Consider the following 12,419-nt stretch of genomic DNA (forward strand, 5'->3'; position numbering starts at 1 on the left):
GCTATAGCGTCTTTCGGGATATCAGACAGCGCCCCTACAGACCCCCGACATAGCGCAGATCATCGTCCAGATGGATGGCCTGCGCGCCGTGGTCCAGTGTAAACCGCCCCACCGCGCCAGGGTTGGTCAAGACACACGCAGGGCCACGGGTTGCCATCGAAAACGCGACCTCTTTTTCGCAGCCCACGATGTTGATCAGAACGTCCAGCGCACGCGGAAACGTCAGATCAGCCCCGGCAAGCGTGCCATCCTCCAGGGTCAGGCGACCGTTCCGACGCAGCACGCGCCGCCCGTTGAGACGGAATTCCGTGATGTCGGACCCGGCGGTGGCCATGGCGTCGGTCACCAGAAAAATACCGCCACCCGCGCGCTTGGCGCAAAGAGCTGCGCGCATGCTGGCCCGGTGCACGTGGATATCATCCGCGATCAGACCTGCATGCACATCACCGGTATCCAGCGCCGCCCCGACAAGGCCCGGTTCACGACTGCCCAGCTGGCGCATCGCGTTGAACAGATGCGTGACGCAGCGGGCACCGGCCCGAAAGGCGGCTTGCGCATCGGCCATGCTGCAATCGGTGTGACCCAGCGAAATGATGATACCAGCGCGGGACAGGCGGGTGATCTGTGCGTTCGTCACATTTTCCGGGGCCACCGTGAGCATGATGTTTGGCAAACGCCGTGCAGCATCGTGCAAAAATGCTTCATCCGCATCCGTCATCGGGCGGATCAAGGCGGGGTCATGCGCCCCCTTTTTGGCAAGGCTCAGGTGCGGCCCCTCAAGGTGAATGCCGATGATCCCCGCCACCTTGCGTTCAATGGCCGCCGCGACGGCGTCGACGGCTGCCTGTGTGCGCGCTGGCGTGTCGGTGATGAGCGTGGGCAGCAGGGCGCGCGTTCCCGTGGTCGCATGCGCCTGCGCGATGGCATGCAAACCTGCCACTGAAGGATCCTCGTTAAACAGAACACCGCCACCACCGTTGACCTGCAAATCAACAAACCCCGGCAGGATCGTACCCCCCGGCAAGGTTTCAACCGCGTAGTCAGACGGGATGTCACGCCTTGGCACGACACCGCGATAGACACCGCCATCCAACAGCAGCGCGCTGTCAGAGCTGAGCGTGCTGCCATCAAAGATATCCGCTCCCGTATATGCGCGTTTCATCACAGTGTTTCCGTCACTTTCCTGAGGTGGCGCGGCGCATCGGGGTTGATGCCGCGCGCCCGGGCGACCTGTTCGACCATGGCGTAGAATGAAACGATCAACGCGAGCGGATCAAGCAAGAGGTGCGATGTGCGCGCGCAGGGCAGGGCGCGGGCCAGCGCGGTCTTGTCAGAGGTCACAAAGGCATGCGCGCCTTTCGCGGCAAGTTGGTCGGCCACATCCACCAGCCATGCTTCGGCCTGATCAGCGGCTGCGAGCGCGATCACGGGAAATCCGCGTTCGATTATGGAAACCGGCCCGTGCAGCACTTCGGCGGAGGAATAGGATTCTGCGTGCAGTTGGCAGGTTTCCTTGAACTTCAGAGCCGCCTCATTGGCTATCGCCAACGCGGGCCCACGGCCAAGGCAAAAGAGCGACCGGGACGAAACGATCTCATCTTCCAGGATGGACCAATCCATGTGCGCCGCCTTCTTCAACACCTGCGGTAAATCATGCAGGGCACGCAACAGCGCATGGTCCTGCTGCCACTCGGCCATCAGCCAGATGGCCGACACGGCAGAGGTCACGAATGTCTTGGTGGCGGCCACGCTGTGTTCGACACCGGCATGCAGATTGACCGCATGGGTGCTGACCCCGGCCAGATCGCTGTTGATGTGGTTGGTCAGGGCGATGGAAACGGCACCCTGCGCGGTGGCCATTTCTGCCATGCGCACGATATCCGGGCTTTTCCCTGACTGCGAAATCGCCAGACAGGCACCGCGGGACAGCCGCAGGTTGCGCCCGTAGATAGAGGTAACTGACGGGCCGACGGAGGCAACCGGAATACCGGCGACAAGCTCGGTGGCATATTTGAAATAGGTCGCTGCGTGATCGGACGAGCCGCGCGCAACCGAAATCAGGAACGCGGGGTCTGCGTCTTGCAAGGCGCGTGCAGCGGCCCTGACTTCGGGCGCGCCCCGTGTCAGCAGGGTTGCGACCGCGTCCGGAATTTCAAGGATTTCGCGCCGCATGTGGGTTTGAGAAGTCATGCTGGCTCCTTGGCGAGTCTGAGTTCGGCGATGAAGGTATAGGCATCCTTCCGATAGGTGGATTGCGTGAACTCCGCGACCCGTCCGCAGCTCAGGTATGAGGTGCGCTCAATCTGCAGGCCCGCGTCTTTCGGGGATGTGGCCAGCAAATCGGCATCCTGATCTGTCAGGTTGATGGCGGAAATCTTTTGCAATGCTTTGACCGGTCGGTGGCCGTGGCCTTCGAGTGTTTCATAAAGCGAGGTCTCCACCGCCAACGGGTTGGGCAGGATGTCCGTGGGCAGGGACGCGCGCTCAATCGCGATCGGATCACCATCCGCAAGGCGCAGGCGGGTGATCCGTGCGACCTGATCTTCGTTGGTCAAACACAGGCAGGTGATCTCATCCGCAGAGGGCATGAACAGCCCACGTTCCAACCAACGGGATGTTGCGTCCTTACCCCGTCGTGCCATTTCTTCTGAAAATGAGGTCAGCCGGGACAGATTCTGCTCCATCTGCTTTGGTCTTGAGGCGATGAACGAGCCGGACCCTTGTTTCTGCAAGATCACGCCATCCTCGGCCAGGGACCGGATGGCCTTGCGCACGGTCACCCGGGAAAAACCCGTGATGGCCGCGATCTCGCGTTCTGGGGGCAAGGGGCTGCCCGTCGCCAGTTGCCCGGTCGTGACCCCGTCGCTGAGCCTTTGGCGCAGTTGAATATACCGCGGGCCCCCTTTTGAACGGAACCAGTCCGCAGGTTCTAGGAAAGCGGCAACATTCATCGCGCGCCCGTCCCTTGATGCAAGGCCTGATGCGCAAGCATCAACGCCCCGTCGAGGGCGGAGCCCTTGGGGGCTTGCAGTCGGTTCTGACAGCGCGGATCAAGATAGTCGGCGTAATGCGGGCCCACCCCACCTGAAAGACACAAAGCGGCCGTCTCGGCGAGATCCGCCGCTTTGATGCAGGCGTTCAGATAGGCGGCACCCCGCTGCATCAAGGCCTGTGCGTTGTCATCCTGCATACGTGCGGCGTCGATAATCATTGGCGCAAAACCGGCATAGTCCCCGGGTTCGGCGTGTTTTGAGAATTGGACAATTTGGTTTGGATCGTTGTCAAAAAGGTCCAGCAGGTTTTTGGTCATGGCGGAATGCGCTTGCAGGCCATCAAGCGCCAGAACGGTCTGGCGCAAGGCGCGTTGCCCGAGCCACCCGCCCGAAGCCTGATCCGCCAGGGCCATCCCCCATCCGCCGAAGTATCGGGTAGAACCTTGCGACTGCGCGGCAACGATCGTTCCCGTGCCAATGGCCATCAAGACCCCGTCTTGTGGGCCAAGCGCACCCGCCACCGAGGTCTCGCGGTCGTCGCTCACGGTGATCTGTGTGAACGGCAGGGCGGATTCGACCCGTTCCGCATCCGAAGGTTCCATAATGCCCGCAAGCCCCACATGGGCCACGCATGCCTCCGACCACCCGCTTGCAAGACCGGCATCAGACGCTGCCGCATCGAGGGCGGTAAGAATGTTCCGGAGTGCGCTGTCCGGGTCGGTTGCGAAATTGGCTGGCCCGCCGGATGCACCGCCAATGCGCCGACCACACGTGTCGGATATGGCGACCCGGCAGCCGGTTCCGCCGCCGTCCACACCAAGCAAATAGGATTTGGGGCTGAGTTTCATAAAATACCTATATCATACCTATTTGATTCATAAATAGCCAATAATAGACCAAAAGGGTGAAACTATATGGTTCTCGGCGAATAATCGTGATCTTAAACCAATGATAGGCTAAAGGTGTTATTTAGGTATTGTAACCAAAGTCGGTGGCGGCACCATGGAATGACACCTTTCTCACCAGGAAATGACATGGTGAACAACAGGCTGGTAAAGCCGGGTTTGAGAATGCAGCAACCATTCGAAATGTTGCTCCGCAGACCTCGGCGCCATACGCGCGTTTGTGGTGAATCTGGGCCAAATGCGGCATCGCAAGCCATGTCTCATTGTCCATGTGGTCAAAACGCGAGAGGACGACTCTGACAGGGTGATCTGTGCGCGTGCTTGCAAGATGCGGGAATAAAAACAAAAATGAACATCTGACGACATTCCAACGGGAGACACCAATGCATAAAAACACTTTCAAGGGGCTGTTTCTGGCCACAACGCTTTTGGGCGCATCAGCCGCGACGGCACAGCAGGCGGAATTGACGATTGAAAGCTGGCGCAATGATGACCTTGCTATCTGGCAAGACAAGATCATCCCGGCATTTGAGGCGCAACATCCGGACATCAGCGTTCGCTTCACACCATCCGCGCCCGCGGAGTACAACGCTGTGCTCAACTCAAAGCTGGATGCGGGATCGGCGGGGGATATCATCACATGTCGTCCGTTTGACGCATCGCTCGCCCTGTTCGAGGCTGGACGGCTTGCCGATCTGAGCGATCTGGAAGGGATGTCGAACTTCTCGGATGTGGCAAAATCGGGCTGGTCCACGGATGATGGCAGCGCGACCTACTGCGTCCCAATGGCTTCGGTGATCCATGGATTTATCTACAACAAGGATGCTTTCGAAGAAGTCGGTGTGGCCGTGCCGCAGACCGAAGAAGAGTTCTTTGCCGTGCTGGAAGCGTTCAAGGAAGACGGGAATTACATTCCCATGGCCATGGGCACGAATGATCAGTGGGAAGCGGCCACGATGGGGTATAACAACATCGGCCCCAACTACTGGAAGGGCGAGGAGGGGCGCATGGCTCTCATCGCCGGGGAGCAAAAGCTGACGGATGAGGGTTGGGTTGCGCCGTTCCGGCAGTTGGCGAAATGGGGGGCCTATCTGGGTGATGGGTTTGAAGCGCAGACATATCCTGACAGTCAGAACATCTTTACGCTCGGGCGCGCTGCGATCTACCCGGCCGGAAGCTGGGAAATCTCGGGCTTCAATGCGCTGGCCGATTTCGAAATGGGTGCCTTCCATCCGCCGGTCCAGAATGCGGGCGATACCTGCTACATCTCGGATCACACGGATATCGGTATTGGCATGAATGCGGCCACCGAAAACCCCGAAGCCGCCATGACCTTTCTGAACTGGGTGGCATCATCGGAGTTTTCGAATATCTTTGCCAATTCACTGCCGGGGTTCTTCCCGTTGTCCAAGGCCGATGTGGCGCTCGAAGATCCGCTCGCGCAGGAGTTCATTTCGTGGCGCGGCAAATGCGAAAGCTCCATCCGCTCCACCTATCAAATCCTGTCGCGTGGCACGCCTAACCTCGAGAACGAAACGTGGAATGCATCCGTCGCGGTTATCAAGGGCGATGAAAGTCCTGAGGATGCCGCGCAGCGTCTGCAGGATGGATTGGCCCTGTGGTACACACCACAACAGTAACGCCTGCGGCAAATCCCCCGGGGCGATGCATGCTCGCCCCGGGGTTTGACCCGCGCTGACATCGCCAAGGAGACGCCGCATGCCTGCGCCCTCAAAACCGAAAACCAGATGGCATATCGCTGTTTTTCTGGCACCTGCCGTGCTGGTTTATACCGCGGTCATGATCTATCCGCTCTTCAACACCCTGCGACTTGCGCTTTATGCTGAGGTCGATCAGCAGCGGATATGGGTGGGCCTGCAGAACTTTCAAACGCTGTTCGGGGATGCGATCTGGTCTGAACAATTCTGGAATGCCTTGGGCAATAATGCGTGGTTCTTTCTGATCCACATGCTGGTGCAGAACCCGATTGGCATTGCACTCGCGGCGCTATTGTCATCCCCGCGTCTGCGGTTTTCGGCGTTTTACCGATCCGCGATCTTCATCCCCACGATCCTGTCTTTTGTCATCGTTGGTTTCGCGTGGAAGCTGATCCTCTCCCCGATCTGGGGCATTGCGCCGGGTATGCTGGATGCAATTGGTTTGAAGTTCCTCTACCAGCCGTGGCTTGGCAAGGAAGAGTACGCCCTGACCACGCTGAGCCTTGTGTCGGTCTGGCAATACGTAGGCATTCCCATGATGCTGATCTATGCGGCCCTGCTGTCCATTCCTGATGAAATTCTGGAGGCGGGCGAATGCGACGGGATCACGGGCATGTCCGCGTTCTGGAAGATCAAACTGCCGCTGATCCTGCCTTCTATCGGGATCATTTCGGTTCTGACTTTCGTGGCGAATTTCAACGCCTTTGATCTGATTTATGCGGCACAGGGTGCGCTTGCGGGGCCGGATTTCTCGACGGATATTCTGGGGACGTTCATGTATCGCACCTTCTTTGGCTTTCAGTTGCAACTGGGCGATCCGCATATGGGCTCCGCGATTGCCTCGGCCATGTTCGGCATCATCCTGATCGGCGTGTGCACTTACCTCTTCGGCATTCAGCGCCGCCTGCGCAATTACCAGTTCTGAGGGGGGCGAGACCATGACCACCGCGCGCCGCATCTCCGGGACAACGATTGCCGCTCATGCTGTGCTGATGACCTATACGGTGATCGCGCTTTTCCCGGTGTTCGTCATCCTGATCAACAGCTTCAAGACACGGCGTGCCATCTTTCGGGACCCGCTTGGCCTGCCGAATGAAGAGACCTTTTCCCTGATCGGGTATCAGACCGTGTTCAGGCAGGGGGATTTCGTGCTCTACTTTCAGAACTCGATGATTGTGACGGTTGTGTCCCTGACGCTGATCCTGCTTTTTGGCGCGATGGCGGCCTTTGCGCTTGCTGAATACCGGTTCAAAGGCAATACGCTGATGGGGCTTTATCTGGCCCTTGGGATCATGATCCCCATACGGATTGGTACGGTGGCGATCCTTGAAATGATGGTGTCCACGGGGCTGGTCAACACGCTGGTGGCGCTGATCCTTGTCTATACCGCGCAGGGGTTGCCGTTGGCGGTTTTCATCCTCAGTGAATTCATGCGCGGGGTGTCGGATGATCTGAAAAACGCAGGGCGGATGGACGGGTTGTCCGAATACCAGATCTTCTGGCGGTTGGTTTTGCCGCTGGTGCGGCCCGCAATGGCGACTGTTGCGGTCTTTAACATGATCCCGATCTGGAACGATCTGTGGTTCCCGCTGATCCTTGCCCCCGCAGAAGAGGTAAAAACGCTGACGCTCGGCAGTCAGGTCTTTATCGGGCAGTTCGTCACGGACTGGAACGCGGTGCTTTCGGCGCTGTCGATGGCGATCCTGCCGGTGATGGTGCTTTATGTGATCTTTTCGCGCCAGTTGATCCGGGGCATTACATCAGGAGCGGTCAAATGAAAGTGCTTATCGCGGGATTGGGCAACATGGGCAAAAGCCATGCGCTGGCCCATCACCACCACCCAGAGACAGAGATTGTCGCCCTTGTTAATCGTTCGGCGGTGGATTTGCCCGACGCGCTGCGGGGCTACCCGCTCGATGATGATTTTTATGCGGCGCTGAGCGCCACGCGCCCGGCGCTTGTGGTGATCGCAACCTATACCGACACCCATGCGGATTATGCCATCGCAGCGATGCAGGCGGGGGCGCATGTCTTTGTGGAAAAACCGCTCGCCATGACGGCGCAGGATGCCGCGCGCGTGGTGGACACGGCACGTCGCCTCAAGCGCAAACTTGGCGTCGGCTATATCCTGCGCCATCACCCAAGCTGGACGCGCCTGATCGAGGAGGCGCGTGGCCTTGGCGGGCCATATGTGTTCCGCCTGAACCTCAATCAGCAGTCAGACGGCCCAACCTGGGAGACGCATAAGGCGTTGATGGAAACGACGTCTCCCTTGGTGGATTGCGGTGTGCATTACGTTGATGTGATGTGTCAGATCACCGATGCGCAGCCGGTGCGGGTGCATGGGATGGGCCTGCGCCTCAGTGATGAAATCGCGCCGGATATGTATAACTACGGCCAGCTTCAGGTCGTGTTTGAGGATGGCTCCGTAGGTTGGTACGAAGCCGGGTGGGGGCCGATGATGTCAGAGACCGCGTTCTTTGTAAAAGACGTGATCAGCCCCAACGGTGCGGTGTCGATCACCGATGGCAACAAGGGGGCATCCGATGACATTGATGGCCATACCAAAGTCGGCGGGCTGCTCGTGCACCGACCCGGGGGGGACCGCCGGATCGACCTGCCCGATGAACCCGGACACCAGCAACTCTGCGATGCCGAACAAGGCTGGATTGTGGATGCCATCCGGCGCGACGTGGATCTGAGCCGTCATATGAAGGACGCGGTGCAATCGCTGCGCATCTGCCTTGCGGCGGATGAAAGCATTCGCACCGGACAAACAATCAACCTGAGGCCCGGCGCATGACCGCATTGAAACTTGAGGGTGTCAACAAATCCTTTGGCCCCGTGCATGTTCTCAAAGACATCAACCTGACTGTGGAGGAGGGCGAGTTTGTTGTCTTTGTCGGCCCGTCGGGATGTGGCAAATCCACCTTGCTGCGCGTGATTGCAGGGCTTGAGGATGCATCCTGCGGGACGATTGCCATCGGGGGCGATGTGGTCAATGCGGTCCCGCCGGCCAAACGCGGCATTGCCATGGTTTTCCAGTCCTATGCGCTCTATCCGCATCTGTCGGTAAAGGACAACATGGGCCTTGGCCTGAAACAAGAGGGCCAGCCGAAATCGGTTGTGCAGGAACGGGTATCCAAAGCCATCAAGATGCTTGACCTTGATGACTATGCCACGCGTAAACCGGCCGAATTGAGCGGCGGGCAACGGCAACGGGTGGCGATCGGGCGGGCCATCGTGCGGGATCCGAAACTGTTCCTCTTTGACGAGCCGCTGTCCAATCTGGATGCCGCCCTGCGGATGAACACCCGCGTCGAGATCGCAGAACTGCACCGCACGCTGTCCGCCTCGATGATCTATGTGACCCACGATCAGATCGAAGCGATGACGCTGGCGGACAAGATCGTCGTTTTGCGCGACGGGCGGATCGAACAGATCGGCACCCCGATGGAGCTTTACAACAATCCGGCCAACCGTTTTGTGGCCAGCTTTCTGGGGTCCCCGTCGATGAACTTCCTTGTGCGTTCGGTGCCGGATTTACCGCCCGGGCAGACCATGGGTATCCGCCCCGAGCATCTGCGCCTGTCCGATGCGGGGCCGATTTCGGGCAGGGTCACGCATGTCGAACGGCTGGGTGGGGATACGAACCTGCTGGTCAGGACACCGCAAGATGAAACTCTGACGGTGCGGGTTTTCGGTCAGGATCCGAGCGAGGTGGGGGATGTGGTGCATCTGACCTTCGCGCCGCAACAGGTGTTTCATTTCAACGAGGCGCAGGAACGTATTTTCTAAAGCCTGCGCGTGGCTTGTCGATCAATTGGCCCTGAAGGGTTCGATGTTCTCTGCCGACAGGGCGTATCCTATTTCCGCCAGCTGCGTCGTCATGGAGGCGGTACCAAACATGCCAACCACGTTTACCGCTTCAAACAGCCCTGTGTTTTCATAGGGTTCGGCGGTGGTGACAAAGACAAGCTGGTTTGCAGGCGGGGGCGGCACATGCACGCAGGCGCCAACAAACGGAACCAGAATAAAGGCCGTCACACCCGCGCCGGTGTAATCAATCGGGACGATGAACCCCGGCAGCCGCACGATCTGACCATTCCAATCCGTGCGCAGCCCGCTTGAGGGCGGTTGCTGGCTCATCAGGTTGGAGTCGTCGTGATCAATCAGGCCCTGCAGCATAGGCGGCATGATTGTTTCGCCCTCTGGCACGAGGTCTGACCAATTCAGATCAATGTACTCCTTGGCCAAACCAAGGCGGGGCAACAGAGCGCATGCACCGATCCCGGCGAGCAGGCTTCTGCGTTTCACCCGTTTTCGTCCCATTCAAAAACCTCCATTAAGTCGGCAGTCATATAGTACCCGATTTCGGCGACTTCCGTGCTCTGCATCTCGTGACGTATTTCGCCTGTGACCCAGACCGCTTCCCAGAGGTCGGTGCTGGCCCATGGTTTGTCGGTCGTCACGAACACCAGTTGATTGGCAGGCGGGGGCGGCACGTGGATGCAGGCCCCCACATAGGGCACGAGGATAAAGCTGGTTACCCCTTCCGATGTCATGTCCCACGGCAGGATATAGCCCGGCATCCTGATATAGGCCCCGTCGAGTGCGTCGTTGAGCTTGACCGCGTTTTCGTCGAACACCGGAAGCCATGTGTCGTTTACCTCATCCACCTGACCGGGGCCGATGATCTCTGAATAGGGGACGCCGGGAGGGATCAAATCGTCCCACGTAATCTGGCGTGCGGTGCGCGCAAAAGCCGTGTGCGGCCAGAAAACGCTGGCGGTTGCGGTGGTGATAAGGCTGCGGCGGGACAAGTTCATATGCGATACCTTTTTTCAGTCGGCCTCAGATCCGGACCATCATACCATCTGCGAGTGACATTCTGTAAGCCCTGAGTGCGGGGATCAGGCTCACAATTGCGCCAGCAGCGACCACGCCCAGCAAAACCCAAAGTTCGCGCAGGGTCGGTGCTTCGATGGGCAGCCAGAGGCCAAAGGCGCGATCGACCATCGGCTGCGCCACAACAAGCCCCGCATAAAGCAACAAGAGGCCCAGGGCAGCCCCGAGTGCCGCCATAAGGGTCGCTTCGAGCACCAGCATGCCCAGCACGATCCGGGGGCGCGCGCCCATCGCGCGGAATATCGCCATTTCGCGGCGGCGTTCGTTGAGGCTGGAGAAAATCGTCGCCATCATGCCGATCAAAGCCGTGATGATGACCATGCTGGAAACGGCAATCAGGGCGGTTTCGGCGATGCCGACAATCTGCCACAGTTCTTGCAGGGCGACGCCGGGCAAAATGGCCAGCAGAGGTTCCTGCGGGTATTCGTTGATCGCCCGTTGCAGGCTGAACACCTGAAGACGACTGTTGACTCCGATCAACGCTGCGGTGACGGCCTGTGGTTGCAGGTCCATCTGTCGGATCACCTCAACAGGCGTGGATTGTCCCTGAATTCTGGCCCCGCTGGCCCAGTCCACGTGGATTGCCTCGATCGCACGCAGGCTCACGATTACGGTGCGATCCACGGGTGTTCCGGTCTTCTCCAGAATACCCGAGATGCGAAAAGGCTGGTCATCGTGGTTGGTGAAAGAGGCCAGACCATGCGCCACCACGATCGGATCGCCAACGTTGTAGTTCAGGGTCGCTGCCACATCCGCCCCGATGACCGCGTCAAACAGGTCGGACATGATCGCCCCGTCGCCAAGGGTCAGCGACCGGCCTGAGCGGTATTTGTAACGCTCAAAGAATTCGGTGGTGGTGCCCATCACGCGAAACTGGCGATGGCTGTCGCCCAGAGAGATCGGCACGATCCAGTCGACTTCGGGACGCGCGGCGATGTCGCTGTAGCTTTCCCAGGTCAGGTTATTGGTCGCATTGCCGATGCGAAACACGGAGTAGAGCAGCAGTTGCACCGATCCCGACCGCGCACCCACGATCAGGTCGGTGCCGGAAATCGTATCCGCAAAACTCGCCTTGGCTCCGGTGCGTACCTTTTCCACACCCAGAAACAACGCCACGGATAAAGCGATGGCAATCACCGTCATCGTGACGGTCAGGGCGCGCGCGGCCATGGAGCAAAAGGCAAGACGAAATATCATACAGGCTCTGCCAGCGTTGAGGCGATATCGGACATTTCCACCACGTGATCGAATTGCGAGGCCAGCCGTGCATCGTGGCTGACCATCAGGATCGCGGTATTGTTTGCTTTGGACTGCGCAAACAAAAGGCGCAGAAACGTGGCCTGTGTGGCGGCGTCCAATGCAGATGTCGGCTCGTCCGCGAGGATCAAGGGCGGTGCGCCGATCAGGGCGCGCGCCGCCGCGATGCGTTGTTGCTGCCCGACGCTCAGCGTTCCGGCGCGTTTCAGCAGGACATCCTGAGGCAAGTCCAATTCGAGGCATAACCTCCTTGCCTCATCATAAGGCGATGTCACGCGCGCCCGACGTCGCGGTGCAAATTGCAAGGGCAGCAGGATGTTGTCCCGAACACTGGCATAGGGCAGCAGGTTGAACTGTTGAAAGATCAAGCCAATGTGTTCTGCGCGGAAACGGTCCCGCTGGCCTTCGGAGAGTGCGGAGATATCCGTTCCCGCCACGCTGACGGTGCCCGATTGCGCGTTGACCGTGCCGCAGATCAGCGAAAGCAGCGTGGATTTCCCCGACCCGCTTGCCCCCAGCAAGAGCGTCGTTTCTCCTGCGTTGAGGTAAAGTTCCGGCACCATCAACCCGAACGCTTCCCGTCCCGGCCATTGGTAGCGTACCTTGTGCAGGTTCAGGATCGGCGTCGGACTGGCCAT

13 protein-coding genes are annotated in these 12,419 nt (G+C 59.2%); 5 read left to right on the forward strand and 8 right to left on the reverse strand.

Annotation, left to right across the window (positions count from 1 at the left end; translation table 11 throughout):
• Window positions 1-34 precede the first annotated feature (34 nt).
• The 4 genes from nagA to RD1_RS07965 are packed head-to-tail and all read right to left on the reverse strand — an operon-like array spanning window position 35 to window position 3,841.
• Window positions 35-1,162 (reverse strand): N-acetylglucosamine-6-phosphate deacetylase, encoded by a 1,128-nt coding sequence (gene nagA / locus RD1_RS07950; RefSeq protein WP_044033011.1) that lies wholly within the window; start codon window positions 1,160-1,162, stop codon window positions 35-37.
• Window positions 1,162-2,190, reverse strand: coding sequence for an SIS domain-containing protein (locus tag RD1_RS07955; protein WP_011567967.1), 1,029 nt, complete (start codon window positions 2,188-2,190; stop codon window positions 1,162-1,164). Before RD1_RS07955 ends, nagA begins: the two co-directional genes overlap by 1 nt.
• The gene (locus tag RD1_RS07960; protein WP_011567968.1) at window positions 2,187-2,951 is read right to left on the reverse strand and encodes a GntR family transcriptional regulator; all 765 of its coding nucleotides are present in this window, start codon (window positions 2,949-2,951) and stop codon (window positions 2,187-2,189) included. The genes RD1_RS07955 and RD1_RS07960 overlap by 4 nt, the downstream gene beginning before the upstream one ends.
• On the reverse strand, window positions 2,948-3,841 hold the full coding sequence (locus RD1_RS07965) for a BadF/BadG/BcrA/BcrD ATPase family protein (protein ID WP_011567969.1): 894 nt from the start codon (window positions 3,839-3,841) through the stop codon (window positions 2,948-2,950). Before RD1_RS07965 ends, RD1_RS07960 begins: the two co-directional genes overlap by 4 nt.
• A 440-nt stretch (window positions 3,842-4,281) precedes the next feature.
• Between RD1_RS07965 and RD1_RS07970 the strand changes: the two genes are divergently transcribed.
• The 5 genes from RD1_RS07970 to RD1_RS07990 all read left to right on the forward strand — a co-directional run bounded on the left by RD1_RS07970 (window position 4,282) and on the right by RD1_RS07990 (window position 9,414).
• Complete coding sequence (locus tag RD1_RS07970) at window positions 4,282-5,538, forward strand: ABC transporter substrate-binding protein (RefSeq protein WP_011567970.1); 1,257 nt, start codon at window positions 4,282-4,284, stop codon at window positions 5,536-5,538.
• Between the two features lie 79 nt (window positions 5,539-5,617).
• Window positions 5,618-6,541 (forward strand): carbohydrate ABC transporter permease, encoded by a 924-nt coding sequence (locus RD1_RS07975; protein ID WP_011567971.1) that lies wholly within the window; start codon window positions 5,618-5,620, stop codon window positions 6,539-6,541.
• A gap of 13 nt (window positions 6,542-6,554) precedes the next feature.
• Entirely contained in the window at window positions 6,555-7,394 is an 840-nt protein-coding gene (locus RD1_RS07980; protein ID WP_011567972.1) for a carbohydrate ABC transporter permease, read from the forward strand.
• Entirely contained in the window at window positions 7,391-8,419 is a 1,029-nt protein-coding gene (locus RD1_RS07985; protein WP_011567973.1) for a Gfo/Idh/MocA family protein, read from the forward strand. Before RD1_RS07980 ends, RD1_RS07985 begins: the two co-directional genes overlap by 4 nt.
• Window positions 8,416-9,414, forward strand: a complete 999-nt coding sequence (locus RD1_RS07990; RefSeq protein ID WP_011567974.1) for an ABC transporter ATP-binding protein — start codon at window positions 8,416-8,418, stop codon at window positions 9,412-9,414. Before RD1_RS07985 ends, RD1_RS07990 begins: the two co-directional genes overlap by 4 nt.
• Before the next feature lie 21 nt (window positions 9,415-9,435).
• Here RD1_RS07990 and RD1_RS07995 read toward each other — a convergent pair whose 3' ends face one another.
• The 4 genes from RD1_RS07995 to RD1_RS08010 are packed head-to-tail and all read right to left on the reverse strand — an operon-like array spanning window position 9,436 to window position 12,419.
• Window positions 9,436-9,933 (reverse strand): DUF3299 domain-containing protein, encoded by a 498-nt coding sequence (locus tag RD1_RS07995; protein ID WP_105880337.1) that lies wholly within the window; start codon window positions 9,931-9,933, stop codon window positions 9,436-9,438.
• On the reverse strand, window positions 9,930-10,445 hold the full coding sequence (locus tag RD1_RS08000; protein WP_044033012.1) for a DUF3299 domain-containing protein: 516 nt from the start codon (window positions 10,443-10,445) through the stop codon (window positions 9,930-9,932). Before RD1_RS08000 ends, RD1_RS07995 begins: the two co-directional genes overlap by 4 nt.
• A 25-nt stretch (window positions 10,446-10,470) precedes the next feature.
• Window positions 10,471-11,721 carry an ABC transporter permease gene (locus RD1_RS08005; RefSeq protein ID WP_011567978.1) on the reverse strand — a complete coding sequence of 417 codons (1,251 nt, stop codon included), beginning with the start codon at window positions 11,719-11,721 and terminating at the stop codon, window positions 10,471-10,473.
• Entirely contained in the window at window positions 11,718-12,419 is a 702-nt protein-coding gene (locus tag RD1_RS08010) for an ABC transporter ATP-binding protein (RefSeq protein WP_011567979.1), read from the reverse strand. The genes RD1_RS08005 and RD1_RS08010 overlap by 4 nt, the downstream gene beginning before the upstream one ends.

Source organism: Roseobacter denitrificans OCh 114, assembly GCF_000014045.1.
GTDB classification, from domain to species: Bacteria; Pseudomonadota; Alphaproteobacteria; order Rhodobacterales; family Rhodobacteraceae; genus Roseobacter; species Roseobacter denitrificans.

Coding starts and splice junctions, on each gene's coding strand:
- RD1_RS07980 (WP_011567972.1), top strand. CDS start 6,555: ATGACCACCGCGCGCCGCATCTCCGGGACAACGATTGCCGCTCATGCT.
- RD1_RS08010 (WP_011567979.1), bottom strand. CDS start 12,419: ATGGCCAGTCCGACGCCGATCCTGAACCTGCACAAGGTACGCTACCAA.
- RD1_RS07970 (WP_011567970.1), top strand. CDS start 4,282: ATGCATAAAAACACTTTCAAGGGGCTGTTTCTGGCCACAACGCTTTTG.
- nagA (WP_044033011.1), bottom strand. CDS start 1,162: ATGAAACGCGCATATACGGGAGCGGATATCTTTGATGGCAGCACGCTC.
- RD1_RS07955 (WP_011567967.1), bottom strand. CDS start 2,190: ATGACTTCTCAAACCCACATGCGGCGCGAAATCCTTGAAATTCCGGAC.
- RD1_RS07975 (WP_011567971.1), top strand. CDS start 5,618: ATGCCTGCGCCCTCAAAACCGAAAACCAGATGGCATATCGCTGTTTTT.
- RD1_RS08005 (WP_011567978.1), bottom strand. CDS start 11,721: ATGATATTTCGTCTTGCCTTTTGCTCCATGGCCGCGCGCGCCCTGACC.
- RD1_RS07960 (WP_011567968.1), bottom strand. CDS start 2,951: ATGAATGTTGCCGCTTTCCTAGAACCTGCGGACTGGTTCCGTTCAAAA.
- RD1_RS07985 (WP_011567973.1), top strand. CDS start 7,391: ATGAAAGTGCTTATCGCGGGATTGGGCAACATGGGCAAAAGCCATGCG.
- RD1_RS07990 (WP_011567974.1), top strand. CDS start 8,416: ATGACCGCATTGAAACTTGAGGGTGTCAACAAATCCTTTGGCCCCGTG.
- RD1_RS08000 (WP_044033012.1), bottom strand. CDS start 10,445: ATGAACTTGTCCCGCCGCAGCCTTATCACCACCGCAACCGCCAGCGTT.
- RD1_RS07965 (WP_011567969.1), bottom strand. CDS start 3,841: ATGAAACTCAGCCCCAAATCCTATTTGCTTGGTGTGGACGGCGGCGGA.